The organism is Citrobacter freundii complex sp. CFNIH2 (assembly GCF_002880615.1).
In the GTDB taxonomy this organism is placed as follows: Bacteria; Pseudomonadota; Gammaproteobacteria; order Enterobacterales; family Enterobacteriaceae; genus Citrobacter_A; species Citrobacter_A amalonaticus_F.
The window spans coordinates 3,291,196-3,310,697 of sequence record NZ_CP025757.1 but is presented as its reverse complement, the minus strand read 5'-3'; the positions used below and the strand labels follow the sequence as shown (position 1 = coordinate 3,310,697).

Sequence of the window (19,502 nt, the reverse complement as noted above, 5' to 3'; positions counted from 1 at the left end):
AAAACCATGACGCAAACTTATAACGCTGATGCCATTGAGGTACTCACTGGGCTTGAGCCGGTACGCCGTCGCCCAGGGATGTATACCGATACGACCCGGCCCAACCATCTTGGGCAGGAAGTGATTGATAACAGTGTCGATGAAGCACTGGCGGGCCACGCGAAACGCGTGGATGTGATTTTACATGCCGATCAATCTCTGGAAGTTATCGACGACGGTCGCGGCATGCCCGTGGACATTCACCCGGAAGAGGGCGTTCCGGCGGTTGAACTGATCCTCTGTCGGCTGCACGCGGGCGGCAAGTTCTCGAACAAGAACTATCAGTTCTCCGGCGGCCTGCACGGCGTAGGGATCTCCGTGGTGAACGCCCTGTCGAAGCGTGTGGAAGTGAACGTGCGTCGTGATGGTCAGGTGTATAACATTGCGTTTGAGAACGGCGACAAGGTTCAGGATTTGCAGGTTGTTGGCACCTGCGGCAAGCGCAATACCGGCACCAGCGTCCATTTCTGGCCTGACGAAACCTTTTTCGACAGCCCGCGTTTTTCTGTCTCGCGCTTAACGCATGTGCTGAAAGCCAAAGCCGTGCTGTGCCCTGGCGTTGAAATCACCTTTAAAGATGAAGTCAATAACAGCGAACAGCGCTGGTGCTATCAGGATGGTCTTAACGACTATCTGGGCGAAGCGGTAAACGGCCTGCCGACGCTGCCAGAAAAACCGTTCATCGGCAATTTTTCCGGGGATACGGAAACGGTCGACTGGGCGCTGCTGTGGCTCCCGGAAGGCGGCGAACTGCTGACCGAAAGCTACGTGAACCTGATCCCGACCATGCAGGGCGGGACACACGTGAACGGTCTGCGTCAGGGGCTGCTTGACGCGATGCGTGAGTTCTGCGAATACCGCAACATTCTGCCACGTGGCGTGAAGCTCTCGGCGGAAGATATCTGGGATCGCTGCGCCTACGTGCTGTCGGTGAAAATGCAGGATCCGCAGTTTGCCGGACAGACCAAAGAACGTCTGTCGTCACGTCAGTGCGCGGCATTTGTCTCCGGCGTGGTGAAAGATGCCTTCAGCCTGTGGCTGAACCAAAACGTTCAGTCAGCCGAACTGCTGGCGGAGATGGTGATCTCCAGCGCCCAGCGTCGACTGCGCGCGGCGAAAAAAGTAGTGCGTAAAAAACTGACCAGCGGTCCGGCGCTGCCGGGGAAACTGGCGGACTGCACCGCGCAGGATCTGAATCGTACCGAACTGTTCCTGGTGGAAGGGGACTCGGCGGGCGGCTCCGCCAAGCAGGCGCGCGATCGTGAATATCAGGCGATCATGCCGCTTAAGGGTAAGATCCTGAACACCTGGGAAGTCTCTTCTGATGAAGTACTGGCCTCGCAGGAAGTCCACGATATTTCTGTTGCGATCGGTATCGATCCGGACAGCGACGATCTGAGCCAGTTACGTTACGGCAAGATCTGTATCCTGGCGGATGCGGACTCCGATGGTCTGCACATCGCCACGCTGCTCTGCGCGCTGTTTGTGCGACATTTCCGCACGCTGGTGAAACACGGACATGTCTATGTCGCGCTGCCGCCGTTGTACCGTATCGATCTCGGCAAAGAGGTCTATTACGCGCTGACGGAAGAAGAGAAGGCGGGCGTACTGGAACAGTTGAAGCGCAAGAAAGGCAAGCCAAACGTACAACGCTTTAAAGGGCTGGGTGAAATGAACCCGATGCAGTTGCGCGAAACCACGCTGGATCCCAACACTCGTCGTCTGGTCCAGCTCATCATTGATGATGAGGACGATCAGCGCACTAACGCCATGATGGATATGCTGCTGGCGAAGAAGCGCTCTGAAGATCGCCGCAACTGGTTGCAGGAAAAAGGCGACCTCGCGGATATCGACGGGTAATCGTGTTGTTGTGCCGGGCGGCGTCATTAACGCGCCTTCCGGCACGATCATTTATGCCGCTTACGGTACTGCAACGGTGTTTCGCCGATTCCCTTGCCAAACGCGCTGATAAAGTACGTCACCTCTGAAAATCCTACCTTGTTCGCAATCTCCCGCACGCTTGCTTCGCTGTGAAGTAGCGCTTCGCACGCTTTTCTCAGACGTAATGTATTGAGATAGTCGAGAATGCTTTCTCCTGTCTCAATATGAAAGCGGCGCGACACGTAACTTTTTGATTTCCCAAGTTCATCTGCCAGCGCGCTCAGGCTGAATTTTCGCGTGTAATTTTCGTCGAGCCAGAACATCACCTGGCTGGCGATACCGGTGGCAATTTCCTGCATACCGCTCTTATCTTCGGGTAACAGGCTGAATAAATTTAATAACAGGCAGGCAACGTGCTCGGCGTTGAGCGGCTTTTGCGTCGCCATTTTCTCGTAACGGCTAAAGAGGAAATCGATATGTGTATGGATCTCATGGGCGTCGATCACCCAGGCTTCACCACCGCGAATTGTCAGGTTTTGCAGGCGTTGCTGATTGAGCGGGAAATCACGCAGCACCTTCAGCACCGCATGTTGATCGAGATGAATAATGGTACGACGATAGCGATTCTGCGCCTGCTCATCGACCATGATTTTGTGCAGGGTGAAGGGCGGGAAAAAGAACATCCGCCCCGGCCGCATGGTGTATTGCTTATGATCGACCGTGACGACACCGAAACCTTCTTCCACATACAGTACTTCCAGACATTGATGCCAGTGGTGGTAGCGTACCGTATTGGCGAACAGTCGACTAAACGACGCAATAGCATCGTTTAAGGTAATCAGTTCGAGACGTTCTGCATTAAGGGCTGTGTTCATAGTGCAACAGATTTAAATTTTTACCCGCCGGATTACGTTTATAAACTCTATTTTTAAATTTTCTCAATCCCTGTTTTAAAAGAATGTGTCGGGTGTGATTGAGGTAACATTTCTGCTGATGAGCGATTCACTATGCTTTAGCCACTTTATTCAGAGGGGCAGAGTATGTGGTCGGCAACTGAAGAAAAATCAAATCCATTGTCATCCCGCGAAGACGTAACGCGGGCTGTTAATTCGATACTGGAGGCGCTGGATAAGCAGTTTCCCGCAGGGCAGGCCCAGTTTTCGCTGGGCGATACCTGTGCGCATTACAGTGTGGACATTGCCTGTATGGAAGGGCTTTCGAGAGCGCTGTGGGGGCTGTTTCCGCTAATGGCGGGAGGCGCTGAGGTCCCGTTTTCTGACAAGTACATTCAGGCGATCAAGTTGGGTACCGATCCGCAGAGTCCGCATTACTGGGGCGATACCGGGCCATACGATCAGCGTCTGGTAGAGATGGCGGCGTATGGTCTGGGTCTGACGCTTCTGCCGACGCGGTTAACGGCGGCGTTCAGCCCGTCGGAACAAGAAAATCTGCATCGCTGGCTGAATCAGATAACCGACGCGCAGATGCCGGACAGCAACTGGAACTACTTCGCCATCATCGTTCAGCTCGGTTTTAAACGCGCCGGACTGCCATACGACCAGTCGGCTATCGATCGTCGGTTTGCGCTGATGGAAGCCTATTATCTGGGGGACGGCTGGTATTCCGACGGCCCCGGGCGACCTCAGGATTACTACATCTCAATGGCCTTTCATTTTTATGGCCTGCTGTATGCCACACTGAATCCGGAAGATACCGCTCGCGCCGCAACGTTGCGCGAACGCGCCAGACAATTTGCGGAAGATTTTATCTATATGTCGGCTGCCGATGGGGCCTCGGTGCCGTTCGGTCGCAGCCTGACCTATCGATTTGCGATGGTCGCGTTCTGGAGTGCGGCGGCGTTTGCTGAGCTGGATGTGTTCACGCCGGGCATCATTAAAGGGGTGATCCTGCGACATTTGCGCTGGTGGCAACAGCAACCCATTTTCGATCGTGATGGGATCCTGACGTTAGGCTTCGCTTACCCGAATCTGGCGATGTGCGAGGACTACAATTCCCCGGGTTCTCCTTACTGGGCGCTGAAGGTTTTTCTGATCCTCGCGCTGCCGGAAACTCACCCGTTCTGGCTGGCTGAAGAGCAACCGCTGCCCTCCCTGGCACAGACGCGTGCAATCCCGCATGCCGGACAAATTCTTCAGCACAGCGAGCATTCTGCTCATGTCACGATGCTGACCTCCGGTCAGTTGGAGCTGAATAACTACGTTAACACCGAGGCAAAATACACGAAGTTTGCCTATTCCAGCCGCTTTGGTTTCACCATTGAACGCGGGCGTTATGGCCTCAAGCATGCGGCGTGTGATTCCATGCTGCTGTTAGCGGACGGCGATAACTATTTTCGCGGACGGCGCGACTGCGAACAGGTTCGCGTGGATGAGAATGCGATTTTCTCCCGCTGGCTGCCGTGGCATGACGTCACCATTGAGACCTGGCTGGTGCCGTTCGGTGAATGGCATATCCGTTTACACCGCATCAACAGCGCGCGGGTACTGCAAACGGTGGAAGGGGGCTTTGCGGTGATGAAGGCAGAGCATCAGTTGCACGGGCGCGGGTGCGTGATTGCCGCCAGCAACGGCAGTAGCACGATTGTGGATCTGTCTCCGGTGATGTCACGCATTCCGGACAGCATTATCACTCCGCCAAACAGCAGCATTATGTTTGCCGAATGTGCCGCGATCCCCGTGCTTTCAACAGAGATTGCGTCTGGGGAAAGCTGGCTTTGTTGCGCGGTCCGCGCTTGCGGGCAACACAAGGACTACACCGCCATTCCCCAGTTACAAATCAAGACTCACCAGGTCGTTATCCGCGAACCTGAATCTGCACGCCAGTTGTCGTTCTTTTTATAGCGAGGGTGGTATGAATATACGTTCACCGAGTCACCGAACGGAATACTATAAAATCAGTAGTTTTATCTTTCTCTATTTCTTTACCTGGTCGGCCAGCATTGGTTTATTAGCGATCTGGCTGGGACAGAAAGCGCAGCTTAGCGGTACGGTAATAGGAACGGTTTTTGCTGTGAATGGTATTTTCTCGGTTATCCTGAAACCCATTTACGGTTATATTCTCGATAAAATCGGCATGAGTAAATATCTGCTCTATTTTGTCGTGGGGATGTCGGCATTAATGGCCCCTTTCTTTATTTATGTTTACCAGCCATTATTACTTTCTCATACCCTATTGGGAATTATCGTTGGCGCGATTTACCTGAGTTTTGCCTGGTACGCCGGCGTAGCGGCCTGTGAATCCTATTCCGATCGCTACAGCCGCCTGAACGGCATGGAGTTTGGTCAGATTCGGATGTGGGGTTCGCTCGGGTGGGCGGTTGCGTCATCGTTCTCGGGGCTGTTGTTTAACCTTTCTCCGGCTTATAACTTCATCATGGGCAGCGTGGCGTCGGTGGTGATGCTGGTGGTTCTGCTGAGCCTGAAGGTAAACGTCAATGCCGCCAATGCCGCCGAGGTGCTGACCAAAGAGAAAATCGTCCCCGCGGATGTTTACGCGCTGCTGCGAAACCGTAAGTTCTGGGCGTTCTGCCTGTATGTGGCGGGCGTCGCGTGGATGATGTTTATCGCCGAGCAACAGTTCTCTCGCTATTTTGTGACCTTTTTCTCTGACATTCATGAAGGCAATGCGGTCTTTGGTTATCTGGGCACCGTGCAGTCCGGCATGGAATTTGTTATGTACATGGTGATCCCCTTATTTGTTAATGCGATCGGCGCCAAACGTGGACTGCTGATTGTCGGTGCGTTGGTAGGCGCGCGACTGGTGATTTCCGGTCTCTGTGATTCTCACCTGTTAATTTCTGTGCTCAAGCCGTTATATGGCCTGGAGATTTGTTTACTGTTGGTCTCGGTCTTTAAATATATCGCGGAACATTTTGATAAACGCGTCAATGCAACCATGTATTTACTGGGATATCAGGCAATGCTGTATGTCGGCAATGTGGTGGTCTCTTCACCAGCCGGATTAATGTATGACCGTATTGGTTTTGAGAAAACCTACATCATCATGGGGATTATTGCGCTGGTCTTTACGTTTATTTCGGCATTTACCTTATCGGCATGCCAGAGTAAACGGAAAAATAATACTGTCCCTGATATCGCTGAAAATAACGCAGCAAGATAATTTACGTCATAAGGAACCGAAATATGTTAAATCATATCGTTGAGGAACGCTTACGCGCTTTTCCTGGTCGCCCGATCGATGCAGGAGCATTTCAGGACGAAATGCGCAGCGCCCGTGAGCATGTCCTCGAACTGATTCGTCGTCATTTAACGGAATTCGGTGAACACTTTCCCGCCGAAACCTGTGTAAAGGGGTATTACCCGTTAACGGAGAATGTCGAGTGGACGACCAGTTTCTGGACCGGACAACTGTGGCTGGCGTGGGAAATGAGCGGCGAAGCGGCATTCCGCGACATGGCAGAAAAGCACGTCCGCTCTTTTGGCTTACGGATTGCCGGACGTCACGACACCAATACCCATGACCTGGGCTTCCTGTACACCCTTTCCTGCGTGGCAGCCTGGCGACTGACGGGAAATCGCGAGGCGCGCGGGTTTTCACTGCTGGCGGCAGACGCGCTGCTGGAGCGCTTTCATGAGAAAGCGCAGATCATTCAGGCATGGGGCGATTTGACTGACCCGGAACAGGCCGGACGGATGATCATCGACTGCAACATGAATTTGCCCCTGTTGTACTGGGCGAGCGAGCAGACCGGCGATCTGCGCTTTGCGGACGCGGCGAAAGCGCACGTTGCGCAGGCGGCAAAGTATTTAATTCGTGAAGACGCGTCCACCTTCCATACCTATTACATGGATGTGCACAGCGGCGCGCCACGCTACGGGAATACGCAGCAAGGCTATGCGGATGATTCGTGCTGGTCGCGCGGTCAGGCGTGGGGCATTTATGGTTTCCTGTTGAGCTATATCTACACCGGCGACCCGGAGATGGTGGCGCTGTCGAAAAAGCTGGCCAACTACTTCCTGAATCGTCTGCCGGAAGATGCTGTCTGCCATTGGGATCTGGCGCTGGTTGGCACCGATGCGTTGCGGGACTCCTCCTCGGCGGCCATTGCGGTCTGTGGCCTGCTGGAATTGATTAAACATCTGCCGGTCACCGACCCGGATCGCGAACGTTACCAGCAGTGGGCGATGGCGATCATGTCGTCGCTGACCAGACACTATCTGGTGGCGAAAGAGGAAAAGAGTAATGGCCTGTTGAAACACTCGGTGTATCACCTTTCAGGCAACAAAGGGGTGGATGAGTGTGCCAGTTGGGGAGATTACTTCTACGTGGAGGCACTGATGCGTTTTACCCAGTGCTGGAAGCTGTACTGGTAAGCGAGAGTTTTACTGTTGATCAAAAGGGTAAGCCACGGGAGCTTACCCTTTTGCCGTTATGATATCTGATTGATCTTGCCAGAGAGGTCTATTAGGCTCAATCGAGGCGAGAACGCGGATTTACGCTATGGCAATGACCGGGGATGGACGCCAGGAATACATAATAAGGAAACAGGATGAACAACACACATCTGTCTAAGAGCGTCGACGCCCTTAAACCCTCCGCTATCAGGGAATTACTCAAACATAGCAAAATGCCTGGCGTGATATCGCTGGGCGGCGGCATTCCCAGCCCGGAACTGTTTGATAAAACAGGGCTGGAAATGGCCACGCGCAACATGATGGAAAACCAGTTTCTGGATGCATTCCAGTACGGTCTGAGTGAAGGTTTTCCGCCTCTGCGGGAAGCGATCGCTCAGTTGTGTCAGAAGCGAGGCATTCAGGCCGCGTTTGACGCCATCCTGGTGACCAATGGGTCACAGCAGTCACTGGATATTCTGGCGAGAACGCTGATCAATCCGGGCGACAAAGTGGTGGTCGAACGCCCGACCTATCTTGCCGCTTTGCAGGTGCTGCAACTGTCTCAGGCGGATATTCTGTCTGTTGGCACCGATAAAGACGGCATGATCGTGGACGATCTGGAAGTATTGCTGCAGAACAACACGATCAAGTTTGTCTATATCGTGCCAACGTTCGGTAACCCCGGTGGTGTGGTCCTCAGTGATTCTCGTCGTCAGAAGCTGGTTCAACTGGCGAAGCAGCATGACTTTGCCATCATCGAAGACGATCCCTACGGTGAAATCAATTTCACCGACGAGACCTATAAAACGCTGTCCCAGCATGCCCGGGAGAGCGGATGTCCTGAGCAGGTGATTTATACCTCGACCTTTTCCAAAATTCTGGCCCCAGGCCTGCGCGTGGGTTGGGTGGTACTGCCGGAATGGATCAGACAAAAAGCGACCATCGTTAAACAGGCAACCGATCTGCATACCAGCGCGCATTCGCAGGCGATGGCGGCCAGTTATATGACGTTAGGTCGTCTGGAGGATCAAATCCAGCTCATTCGCCAGGCGTACCGTGAGAAGTGCTATTTGCTGGCGGATGCGATTCGCAGCGAACTGGGCGAGCATATTTCATTCCATATGCCGCAGGGTGGGATGTTCCTGTGGGGGACGTTCCGTTATGACTTCGATACCACGGCCTGGCTTTCCCGCACACTGCAGGAAAAAGTGGTATTCGTGCCGGGAGAGTTCTTCTTCTGTGATAATCCGGACAAACGGACGCTACGGATGTCTTTTGCGACGCCGACTGCGGATGAGCTTGAAGAAGCGGTACGAAGATTGAAAAAAGCGTTGCCCTGAGCTCGCTTTTGCCGGGTCTGACACTGATGGCTGACCCGGCGCAACACGATATGTTTAGATACCGGATTCCAGAATACGAATATTCATCTCCAGCACATCGCCTTTAACGGCTTCGCTGTAGGCTTTCATATGCGGGGTCTGCAGGTGCGCTTCAAGGTGCGCGATGCTTTCCCACTGCTCAATCATCACGATTGAATCAGGCGCCATGGTCTGGAAACTCACGTTTGCCGCATGATCTACCATCGGCGCGTAGCCGTGGCAGCCTTCTTCTTTCAATACGGTTGGAACAATTTTCGCAAACTGATCGAGGACGGCCTGACGGTGGTGTTGTCCCGGACGAGTGCGGATTTCAGCAATAACTGTAAGCATGGTTAACTCCTTCTAATTCCAGGTTACTAGTTAACCAAAAATCGCCTGCAGATGCTCGCGATATTCTGCAACAGAACGTGGTACATCCGGCATTTTAATGACGTCATTGGTGATAAAGGTCGGCAGCGCTTCCATTCCAAGGAATTGATTCGCCTTATGGAATGGCAGATAAACGCCATCAACGCCCACGCCATGGAAGAACTGATCTTTATCGGTGAAGGCTTCCATCGGTGCGTTCCAGGTCAGAGAAAGCATGTATTTTTTCCCCTGAATCAGGCCGCCGGAACCGTATTTTTTCGAGGCATCTGAGCGAGTACGACCATCGCTGGCATACAGTGTGCCATGTCCTTCGGTGAACACGTCATCAATGTATTTTTTCACGGTCCACGGCGCACCCATCCACCAGCCTGGCATTTGCCAGACAACCACATCAGCCCAGACGAAGTTCTGCACTTCTTCTTTTACGTCGTAATCGCTGTCAGCGCGGACGATTTTGACGCTATGCCCGAGGTCGCGCAGAGTGCCGTCAGCGACTTCCGTCAGGGTGTCGTTCAATTGGCCGTTGGAGTGTGCGAATTTTTTCGCGCCGTTGATAATCAGGATGTTGCTCATTGTTAATCCTCTCAGAAATGCGTTTGAGGCTAATTTTACGTCAACAGGTGCCAGGGTGAAATTAGCAAAATGTGCAAAGTCTTTTGCATCTGGCGCAATAATCGACGATTACCACTTCACTGTCGCGATAAAACCACCGTCTGGCGCATTGCCAAACGACACTGCCATCCCGTGCAGGGCGGCAATGCGACGGACAATCGACAGGCCCAGCCCGCTACCGGTAACGTGTTGCCCGGGCGGGCGATAAAAGCGTTCGCCAATGTGGGACAGGTCTTCTGCCGTGACGCCGGGGCCGTTGTCTCTGACCGTAAACTGCCTGGCGTCAAGCGTGACATCAACCACGCTGCCTTTCGGGCTGTAGCGGATGGCGTTATCCAGCAAATTGCGTACCAGCAAACTGAGCAGTAGCGGTTGCCCGGTGCGCGTCACATTGTGGGCGTTGATCTGCAAACGTACATCAATCTGCGCCTGCTGCGCGGGTTGCCAGATGTCCATTACTGCGGACTGAAGCACGTCCTCAAGAGAGAGCGTGGCGACGTCCTGCAGGTTATCCAGCGAGTCGAGACGGGAAAGCGTCAGCAGCTGGTCAACCAGACGGGTGGCGCGATCGATGCCCGTGTGGAGTTGCATCAGCGCTTTCTCGCGAGCCTGCGGATCATCATCAGAAAGCTGCGCCACCTCTGTCTGAACTTTCAGCGCGGTTAACGGACTACGCAGTTCGTGGGCGGCGTCTGAGGTAAAGCGGCGTTCGCGCACCATCATCTTATGGGTACGGGTAAAAAGCTGATTGAGCGATTCGACCAGCGGGCGCACTTCACTCGGGACGCCGTGTGAACTGAGTGGCTCGCTGGATTCCGGATCGCGCAGGCGCAACGCCTGCGCCAGCTTTTTCAGCGGCATGAGTTCCCGATGCAGCAGCATAATCAACAGCAGCAGCATCAGCGGCAGGGCGATAAGCCAGGGGACCAGTTGCGCCGTTACAATTGCCAGCGCCATATCTTCACGGTATTCCCATTCCTGACCAACCACGATGCGGTACTTACCATCGGCGGAAGTCAGCCAGATAAAACGCCATTTATCGTCATCGCCATTTAACTTGCCGTCATCAAAGCCTTCCCGGCGGTAGCTGTAGGGGATGTTCTGACCATTATCGCCGTCGTGCAGCACCATCTTGCCGTCCGTGGTGTAGACGGCAAAGGTCAGCACATCATCATCAACATGACCGTGCTTGAATTTCTTCGGCGTATGCGCCATCCGTTCAGTGGCGTGCAGTTCATTGATATCGAGCGTAATCAGGCGTTTGGCGAAGAGCATCAACTGGGTGTCAAACAGTTCATCAACGTTATCGGTGGTCTGCTTCCACGCGACAAAACTCGATGCCGCCCAGGTAATGGCTGCCAGAATCAGAAAGATGAGGGTAAGCCTGACGCGCAGGCTGAGTCGCCGGGTCACGATGATGCCTCGCCAAGCGTATAGCCGATGCCGTGAACGGTGCGAATGAAATCGCTGCCCAGTTTGCGCCGCAGATGGTGTACGTGCACTTCAACGGCATTGCTGGTGACCTCTTCGTCCCAGTTATACAGCTTCTCTTCGATGAGCTTGCGCGGCAGCACACGCCCGGCATTGCGCATCAGCAACTCCAGAAGTGCGAACTCTTTTGGCTTGAGTATCAACGGCTCGCCCGCCAGCGTCGCGACCCGATCGCCGGGACTTAACGTCACCCGCCCGTGGCGCAATTCACTGCTGGCCTGGCCGCTGGCGCGACGCATCAACGCCTCCAGTCTGGCGGCGACTTCTATCAGCGCAAAGGGCTTGCACAGATAATCATCCGCCCCGAGACGAAGTCCTTCGACGCGCTCGGCCAGCGCATCGCGCGCGGTGAGGATCAGTACCGGCTCGCGCTTTCCCTGTTCGCGCCAGTCGCGCAAAATATCGCGCCCGTCCATTCCCGGCAGCGTGAGGTCGAGGATCACCGCATCATAAGGCGCGCTGTAGAGCGCTTCTTTTCCCTGACGACCTTCGGTAAACCAGTCGACGCTAAAGCCCATTTTACTCAACCCGGTTTTAATGCCGTCGCCAATCAACGCATCATCTTCAATCAGTAAAATTCGCATCGTTTCATCCCTGCGCTCGCCGTAATAAAGGCAAGTAAACCGCGATGTCGCACGCGATGTACAGCAAAAATGAGACTTTTTTTTGCCTTAAGAACTCGTTAAGGATTACCGTATTTAATGGATGTGAAATGACATCAAAGGGAGACATGATCATGAAAAAACTGGCTGCAATGGTTGCCATTATGGCGCTCTGCTCCGCACCGGTTCTGGCGGCGCAGCAGGGTGGTTTTTCTGGCCCGTCCGCGACGCAAACGCAGAGCGGCGGCTTCCAGGGACCAAACGGCAGTAGCACGACGGTAGAAAGTGCGAAATCCCTGCGTGATGACACCTGGGTGACGCTACGCGGCAACATCGTTGAACGTATTTCCGATGACCTCTATCTGTTTAAAGATGCGACTGGCACTATCAATGTCGATATCGACCACAAACGCTGGAACGGCGTGACGGTTACCCCGCAAGATACCGTTGAAATTCAGGGTGAAGTGGACAAAGACTGGAACTCTGTGGAGATTGACGTGAAGCAAATCAGTAAAGTCAGCAAATAATCCCCGTCAGGGCCGCGTTCGCGGCCCTTTTCTTTGTGACTCAACGCGTCAGATAAGGTAGTATCTGCGGCAATATTGCCTGAAAAGATACCGGGTATCTGGCGGGCTTACAGTTGAGGAATCACGATTAATGAGCGATATGGCAGAGCGCCTTGCGCTGCATGAATTCACGGAAAACGCCTATCTGAATTACTCCATGTACGTCATCATGGACAGGGCGTTGCCGTTTATTGGTGATGGTCTGAAACCCGTTCAGCGCCGCATCGTCTATGCGATGTCAGAGCTGGGGCTGAATGCCAGCGCCAAATTTAAAAAATCCGCCCGTACCGTCGGCGACGTGTTGGGTAAATATCACCCGCACGGCGACAGCGCCTGCTATGAGGCCATGGTGCTGATGGCGCAGCCGTTCTCTTACCGTTATCCGCTGGTTGATGGCCAGGGGAACTGGGGGGCACCGGACGATCCGAAATCCTTCGCGGCGATGCGTTATACCGAATCCCGCCTGTCAAAATACGCCGAACTGCTGCTGAGCGAGCTCGGTCAGGGAACCGCTGACTGGGTGCCAAACTTCGACGGAACGATGCAGGAACCGAAAATGCTGCCTGCGCGTCTGCCGAACATCCTGCTTAACGGCACGACCGGCATCGCGGTCGGCATGGCGACCGATATTCCGCCGCACAACCTGCGTGAAGTGGCAAAAGCCGCGATCACCCTGATTGAGCAACCGAAAACGACGCTGGACGAGCTGCTGGATATTGTCCACGGCCCGGACTACCCGACCGAAGCGGAAATCATTACCCCGCGCGCCGAAATCCGTAAAATTTATGAAAACGGGCGCGGCTCCGTGCGCATGCGCGCGGTGTGGAAGAAAGAAGACGGCGCGGTGGTGATTACCGCGCTGCCGCACCAGGTTTCCGGCGCGCGCGTGCTGGAGCAAATCGCGGCGCAGATGCGCAATAAAAAGCTGCCGATGGTAGACGATTTACGCGATGAGTCAGACCACGAAAACCCGACCCGTCTGGTGGTGGTACCTCGTTCCAATCGCGTGGACATGGAACAGGTGATGAACCACCTGTTTGCGACCACCGATCTGGAAAAGAGCTATCGCATTAACCTCAATATGATCGGTCTTGACGGGCGCCCGGCGGTGAAAAACCTGCTGGAGATCCTCACCGAATGGCTGGCGTTCCGTCGGGATACCGTGCGCCGCCGCCTGAACTATCGCCTGGAGAAAGTCCTCAAACGCCTGCATATCCTGGAAGGTTTGCTGGTGGCGTTTCTCAATATTGACGAAGTCATTGAGATCATCCGTACGGAAGATGAGCCTAAACCCGCCCTGATGTCGCGTTTTGGTATTACTGAAACGCAGGCCGAAGCGATCCTCGAACTGAAATTGCGTCATCTCGCCAAGCTGGAAGAGATGAAGATTCGCGGTGAACAGGATGAACTGGCGAAAGAGCGCGATCAGTTGCAGGCGATCCTCGCGTCTGAACGCAAAATGAATACCCTGCTGAAGAAAGAGCTGCAGGCCGACGCCGACGCCTATGGCGACGATCGTCGTTCGCCGCTGCGCGAGCGCGAAGAAGCGAAAGCGATGAGCGAACACGACATGCTGCCGTCTGAGCCGGTGACGATCGTGTTGTCGCAAATGGGCTGGGTGCGTAGCGCCAAAGGTCATGACATCGACGCACAGGGACTGAACTACAAAGCGGGTGACAGCTTTAAATCCGCCGTGAAAGGGAAGAGTAACCAGCCGGTGGTGTTTATCGATACCACCGGACGCAGTTACGCCATTGATCCGATCACGCTGCCGTCGGCGCGCGGTCAGGGCGAACCGTTGACCGGTAAACTGACGCTGCCGCCAGGCGCAACCGTTGAGCATATGCTGATGGAAGGCGATGAGCAGAAACTGCTGATGGCATCCGATGCGGGTTACGGTTTCGTCTGTACGTTCAACGATCTGGTGGCGCGCAACCGCGCCGGTAAGACGCTCATTACGCTGCCGGAAAACGCCCGCGTGATGCCGCCGGTGGTGATTGAAGATGAAACGGACATGCTGCTGGCGATAACGACGGCCGGACGTATGCTGATGTTCCCGGTCAGCGATCTGCCGCAGTTGTCGAAAGGCAAAGGGAATAAGATCATCAACATTCCGTCCGCCGAAGCCGCGCGTGGTGACGATGCGCTGGCGCTGCTTTACGTTCTGCCGTCGCAAAGTACGCTGACTATTCACGTCGGGAAACGCAAAATTAAGCTGCGTCCTGAGGAATTGCAGAAAGTGACCGGCGAGCGCGGCCGTCGCGGGACATTGATGCGTGGTTTGCAACGCATCGATCGCATCGACATTGATTCGCCGCGTCGTGCCAGCAGTGGCGACAGCGAAGAGTAAAACGTGGTTAAACGCCTGAAGCCATGAGTAGCCTGATAAGAGGCAACGCGCCGCCATCAGGCAACACTATCGTGCCGGATGGCGGCGTTAAACCCTATCCGGCCTGCGGTTTTAACGATACCTCCAGGCCGGATGACAGTAAAATTTCCCGTAAAACCGTTGTTTATTCGTGAGTCGCGATTAACAATACAGTTTTCCAGAGAGCCACATTAACAATACCCTAACCTGATAGCAGGTGACGTAGAATCCCGGGCTCTTAGGCCTTCAGAGGTTGTTATGCTATTTATTTTTCGACTTATTATTACCGTTATCTATTCCATTCTGGTTTGTGTTTTCGGTTCTCTTTACTGCCTGCTCAGCCCACGTAACCCAAAACACGTCGCGACCTTCGGGCACATGTTTGGTCGCCTGGCGCCGCTGTTCGGCCTGAAGGTAGAGTGCCGTAAACCCGCGGATGCGGAAAGCTATGGCAACGCTATCTATATCGCTAACCATCAGAATAACTACGATATGGTGACCGCTGCGAATATCGTGCAGCCGCCCACCGTGACCGTCGGGAAGAAAAGCCTGCTGTGGATCCCGTTTTTTGGTCAGCTTTACTGGCTGACAGGAAACCTGCTGATCGACCGTAATAACCGCGCAAAAGCGCACGGCACGATTGCTGAAGTGGTGAATCATTTTAAAAAGCGTCGTATCTCCATCTGGATGTTCCCGGAAGGTACCCGCAGCCGGGGGCGTGGCCTGCTGCCGTTTAAAACCGGAGCGTTTCATGCCGCGATTGCGGCTGGCGTCCCGATTATTCCGGTGTGTGTTTCCAATACCTCGAATAAAATTAACCTGAATCGCCTGAAGAATGGTCTGGTGATCGTGGAAATGCTGCCGCCGGTGGATATCAGTCAGTATGGTAAAGATCAGGTTCGTGAACTGGCCGCGCACTGCCGCTCGTTGATGGAACAAAAGATTGCTGAACTCGATAAAGAAGTCGCCGAGCGCGAAGCCGCCGGGAAAGTGTGATTCAGCGATAAACGCTTACTCATTCACGCTGCGAGCATAACGTTACGCAGCCTGGAGTGTGACGAGTTTTTTGCAGGAAACGAATTCCTGCCCGTAATTTAGCCAGTTTTACATGGAGCTTATATGTCATTCAGTCGGCGTCAGTTCATTCAGGCATCGGGGATCGCGCTGTGTGCCGGTGCTGTTCCGCTGAGGGCCAATGCTGCCGGTCAGCAACAGCCGCTGCCCGTTCCGCCGCTACTGGAGTCCCGCCGGGGCCAGCCGTTATTTATGACGTTGCAGCGTTCGCACTGGTCCTTCACCCAGGGCACGCGTGCGCCGGTCTGGGGGGTTAACGGGCGTTACCTCGGGCCGACGATCCGCGTCTGGAAAGGGGATGATGTTAAGCTGATCTACAGTAACCGTCTGGCGGAAAACGTCTCGATGACTATCGCCGGTTTACAGGTTCCGGGTCCGCTGATGGGCGGTCCGGCGCGCATGATGTCGCCAAACGCGGACTGGGCGCCGGTGCTGCCCATCCGTCAGAACGCCGCCACGCTGTGGTATCACGCCAATACGCCGAACCGTACCGCGCAGCAGGTTTATAACGGCCTGGCCGGGATGTGGCTGGTTGAAGATGAAGTCAGTAAATCGCTGCCGATCCCCAACCATTACGGCGTCGATGACTTCCCGATTATTATTCAGGACAAGCGGCTGGATAACTTCGGCACGCCGGAGTACAGCGAGCCCGGCAGCGGCGGCTTTGTCGGCGATACGCTGTTGGTCAACGGGGTGCAAAGCCCTTACGTGGAAGTGTCCCGCGGCTGGGTGCGCCTGCGCCTGCTGAACGCCTCTAACTCCCGTCGTTATCAGTTGCAGATGAGTGACGGTCGCGCGCTGCATGTTATCTCCGGCGACCAGGGCTTTTTGCCTGCGCCGGTGTCGGTAAAACAGTTGTCGCTGGCGCCCGGTGAGCGCCGCGAAATTCTGGTTGATATGACCAATGGTGATGAAGTGTCGATTACCTGCGGCGAGGCGGCGAGCATTGTCGACCGAATCCGGGGGTTCTTCGAACCGTCGAGCATTCTGGTGTCCACGCTGGTGTTAACGTTGCGCCCAACTGGTCTTCTGCCGCTGGTGACCGACAGCTTGCCGATGCGTCTGCTGCCGACCGAGATCATGAGCGGGACGCCAATTCGCAGTCGTGATATCAGTCTGGGCGACGATCCGGGTATCAACGGCCAGTTATGGGACGTCAACCGCATTGATATCACCGCGCAGCAGGGCTCCTGGGAGCGCTGGACGGTGCGGGCCGATATGCCGCAGTCGTTCCATATCGAAGGGGTGTCGTTCCTTGTGCGTAACGTCAACGGTGCGATGCCGTTCCCGGAAGATCGTGGCTGGAAAGATACCGTCTGGGTGGATGGGCAGGTAGAGCTGCTGGTTTACTACGGACAGCCGTCCTGGGCGCATTTCCCGTTCTACTTCCACAGCCAGACGCTGGAAATGGCGGACCGTGGTTCTATTGGGCAGATTCTGGTGAATCCGGCGGCATAATCCTCCTCTCTCTCGCTGACAGGCGAGAGAGATTATCCTTCGATTTCTCTTTCGTTCCGGCATATAATCGCCGGCCTTTGATTATTTTTTTACCATTTTTGGAAGCATTATGAGCGCAATATCCCTGATCCAGCCAGACAGAGATCTCTTCTCCTGGCCTCAGTACTGGGCGGCCTGTTTTGGCCCTGCTCCTTTTTTGCCGATGTCACGCGACGAAATGGATCAACTTGGCTGGGATAGCTGCGACATTATTCTGGTAACCGGCGACGCTTATGTCGATCACCCGAGTTTCGGTATGGCGATTTGTGGCCGTATGCTGGAGGCACAGGGCTTTCGTGTCGGCATCATTGCGCAGCCGGACTGGAACAGCAAAGACGATTTTATGCGTCTGGGCAAACCGAATCTGTTCTTCGGCGTAACCGCCGGCAACATGGACTCGATGATCAACCGCTACACCGCCGATCGCCGCCTGCGCCATGATGATGCCTATACCCCGGATAACGTGGCAGGCAAGCGTCCGGACCGCGCCACGCTGGTCTATACCCAACGCTGTAAAGAGGCATGGAAAGATGTGCCGGTGATCCTCGGCGGTATAGAAGCGAGCCTGCGCCGCACCGCGCATTACGATTACTGGTCTGATACCGTGCGCCGTTCCGTGCTGGTGGATTCCAAAGCCGACATGCTGATGTTTGGCAACGGCGAGCGTCCGCTGGTGGAAGTGGCACACCGTCTGGCGATGGGAGAAACCATCGACCAGATCCGCGATGTGCGTAACACGGCGATTATGGTGAAAGAAGCGCTGCCTGGCTGGAGCGGCGTTGATTCTACGCGTCTGGATACACCGGGAAAAATCGACCCGATCCCGCATCCGTATGGCGAAGATTTGCCGTGTGCCGACAACAAACCGGTCGCGCCGAAAAAGCAGGAAGCAAAAGCCATTACCGTGCAGCCCGCGCGTCCGAAACCGTGGGAAAAAACCTACGTTTTGCTGCCGTCCTTTGAAAAAGTGAAGGGCGATAAAGTGCTGTATGCGCACGCTTCGCGGATCCTGCACCATGAAACTAACCCAGGCTGCGCACGCGCGCTGATGCAAAAACATGGCGATCGCTACATCTGGATCAACCCGCCGGCGATCCCGCTGTCAACGGAAGAGATGGACAGCGTTTTTGCCCTGCCGTATAAGCGTGTGCCACATCCGGCGTACGGCAACAGCCGTATCCCCGCCTATGAGATGATCCGCTTCTCGATCAACATCATGCGCGGCTGCTTCGGTGGCTGCTCGTTCTGTTCGATCACCGAACACGAAGGGCGCATTATTCAGAGCCGTTCAGAAGATTCGATCATCAATGAGATCGAAGCGATCCGCGATACCGTACCGGGCTTTACCGGCGTGATTTCCGATCTCGGCGGTCCGACGGCCAACATGTATATGCTGCGCTGCAAATCGCCGCGCGCAGAACAGACCTGTCGTCGCCTGTCGTGTGTTTATCCGGATATCTGTCCGCATATGGATACCAACCATGAGCCGACGATCAACCTCTATCGCCGTGCGCGCGATCTAAAAGGCATCAAGAAGATCCTGATCGCCTCCGGCGTGCGTTATGACATCGCAGTGGAAGATCCGCGCTATATCAAAGAGTTGGCGAGCCACCATGTCGGCGGTTACCTGAAGATTGCGCCGGAACATACCGAAGAAGGGCCGCTGTCGAAGATGATGAAGCCGGGTATGGGCAGCTATGACCGCTTCAAAGAGCTGTTCGATCTCTACTCGAAACAGGCCGGTAAAGAGCAGTATCTGATCCCGTACTTCATCTCCGCGCATCCGGGAACGCGTGACGAGGATATGGTGAATCTGGCGCTGTGGTTGAAGAAACATCGCTTCCGTCTTGATCAGGTGCAGAACTTCTATCCGTCGCCGCTGGCCAACTCGACCACCATGTATTACACCGGCAAAAACCCGCTGGGTAAGATTGGCTATAAAAGTGAAGATGTGGTGGTGCCGAAGGGGGATAAGCAGCGTCGTCTACATAAAGCGCTGCTGCGTTACCACGATCCGGCGAACTGGCCGATGATCCGTCAGGCGCTGGAAGAGATGGGTAAAAAGCATCTGATTGGCGGACGCCGCGAGTGCCTGGTACCGGCGCCAACGCTGGAAGAGATGCGTGAAGCACGTCGTCAGAATCGTCATACCCGACCGGCGCTGACCAAGCACACGCCGGTAGCGCATCAACGTCAGACGCCTGCCGCCAACAAAAAGCGTACCAAAGTCGCCGGGCGATAATGGGGTT

At 54.8% G+C, this 19,502-nt stretch carries 15 protein-coding genes; 10 read left to right on the top strand and 5 right to left on the bottom strand.

What is annotated here, in order from left to right:
- Positions 1–6 precede the first annotated feature (6 nt).
- Entirely contained in the window at positions 7–1,899 is a 1,893-nt protein-coding gene (gene parE / locus WM46_RS16105; protein ID WP_042324253.1) for a DNA topoisomerase IV subunit B, read from the top strand.
- A gap of 47 nt (positions 1,900–1,946) precedes the next feature.
- Here parE and WM46_RS16100 read toward each other — a convergent pair whose 3' ends face one another.
- Positions 1,947–2,795: a helix-turn-helix transcriptional regulator gene (locus WM46_RS16100; protein WP_061076278.1), complete on the bottom strand. Its 849-nt coding sequence runs from the start codon at positions 2,793–2,795 to the stop codon at positions 1,947–1,949.
- Between the two features lie 165 nt (positions 2,796–2,960).
- On the opposite strand from WM46_RS16100, the gene WM46_RS16095 reads away from it, so the two are divergent.
- The 4 genes from WM46_RS16095 to WM46_RS16080 all read left to right on the top strand — a co-directional run bounded on the left by WM46_RS16095 (position 2,961) and on the right by WM46_RS16080 (position 8,635).
- Positions 2,961–4,781 carry a DUF2264 domain-containing protein gene (locus WM46_RS16095; protein ID WP_102602809.1) on the top strand — a complete coding sequence of 607 codons (1,821 nt, stop codon included), beginning with the start codon at positions 2,961–2,963 and terminating at the stop codon, positions 4,779–4,781.
- A 10-nt stretch (positions 4,782–4,791) separates the two neighbouring features.
- Complete coding sequence (locus WM46_RS16090; RefSeq protein ID WP_061076279.1) at positions 4,792–6,060, top strand: oligosaccharide MFS transporter; 1,269 nt, start codon at positions 4,792–4,794, stop codon at positions 6,058–6,060.
- A 23-nt stretch (positions 6,061–6,083) separates the two neighbouring features.
- On the top strand, positions 6,084–7,274 hold the full coding sequence (locus WM46_RS16085; protein WP_061076280.1) for a glycoside hydrolase family 88 protein: 1,191 nt from the start codon (positions 6,084–6,086) through the stop codon (positions 7,272–7,274).
- 176 nt (positions 7,275–7,450) lie between these two features.
- On the top strand, positions 7,451–8,635 hold the full coding sequence (locus WM46_RS16080) for a PLP-dependent aminotransferase family protein (protein ID WP_102602808.1): 1,185 nt from the start codon (positions 7,451–7,453) through the stop codon (positions 8,633–8,635).
- Between the two features lie 54 nt (positions 8,636–8,689).
- Here the strand turns inward: WM46_RS16080 and WM46_RS16075 are convergent, their stop codons facing one another.
- The 4 genes from WM46_RS16075 to qseB all read right to left on the bottom strand — a co-directional run bounded on the left by WM46_RS16075 (position 8,690) and on the right by qseB (position 11,730).
- Positions 8,690–9,004 (bottom strand): putative quinol monooxygenase, encoded by a 315-nt coding sequence (locus tag WM46_RS16075; protein WP_042998164.1) that lies wholly within the window; start codon positions 9,002–9,004, stop codon positions 8,690–8,692.
- A 30-nt stretch (positions 9,005–9,034) separates the two neighbouring features.
- The gene (locus tag WM46_RS16070; RefSeq protein ID WP_061076282.1) at positions 9,035–9,616 is read right to left on the bottom strand and encodes an NAD(P)H-dependent oxidoreductase; all 582 of its coding nucleotides are present in this window, start codon (positions 9,614–9,616) and stop codon (positions 9,035–9,037) included.
- A 108-nt stretch (positions 9,617–9,724) separates the two neighbouring features.
- Entirely contained in the window at positions 9,725–11,074 is a 1,350-nt protein-coding gene (gene qseC / locus WM46_RS16065) for a quorum sensing histidine kinase QseC (RefSeq protein ID WP_102602807.1), read from the bottom strand.
- Entirely contained in the window at positions 11,065–11,730 is a 666-nt protein-coding gene (gene qseB, locus WM46_RS16060; protein WP_061076284.1) for a quorum sensing response regulator transcription factor QseB, read from the bottom strand. Before qseB ends, qseC begins: the two co-directional genes overlap by 10 nt.
- Before the next feature lie 152 nt (positions 11,731–11,882).
- Here qseB and WM46_RS16055 point away from each other — a divergent pair, with 152 nt between their 5' ends.
- The 5 genes from WM46_RS16055 (at position 11,883) to WM46_RS16035 (ending at position 19,495) form a co-directional block, all read left to right on the top strand.
- Positions 11,883–12,275 (top strand): YgiW/YdeI family stress tolerance OB fold protein, encoded by a 393-nt coding sequence (locus WM46_RS16055; RefSeq protein WP_061077973.1) that lies wholly within the window; start codon positions 11,883–11,885, stop codon positions 12,273–12,275.
- 130 nt (positions 12,276–12,405) lie between these two features.
- Entirely contained in the window at positions 12,406–14,664 is a 2,259-nt protein-coding gene (gene parC, locus WM46_RS16050) for a DNA topoisomerase IV subunit A (protein ID WP_102602806.1), read from the top strand.
- Between the two features lie 276 nt (positions 14,665–14,940).
- Positions 14,941–15,678 carry a 1-acylglycerol-3-phosphate O-acyltransferase gene (gene plsC / locus WM46_RS16045; protein ID WP_042998159.1) on the top strand — a complete coding sequence of 246 codons (738 nt, stop codon included), beginning with the start codon at positions 14,941–14,943 and terminating at the stop codon, positions 15,676–15,678.
- A gap of 123 nt (positions 15,679–15,801) precedes the next feature.
- Positions 15,802–17,214, top strand: a complete 1,413-nt coding sequence (ftsP, locus tag WM46_RS16040) for a cell division protein FtsP (protein WP_061076286.1) — start codon at positions 15,802–15,804, stop codon at positions 17,212–17,214.
- Positions 17,215–17,323: 109 nt separating this feature from the next.
- The gene (locus WM46_RS16035; protein ID WP_102602805.1) at positions 17,324–19,495 is read left to right on the top strand and encodes a YgiQ family radical SAM protein; all 2,172 of its coding nucleotides are present in this window, start codon (positions 17,324–17,326) and stop codon (positions 19,493–19,495) included.
- The last annotated feature ends 7 nt before the right edge of the window (positions 19,496–19,502 follow it).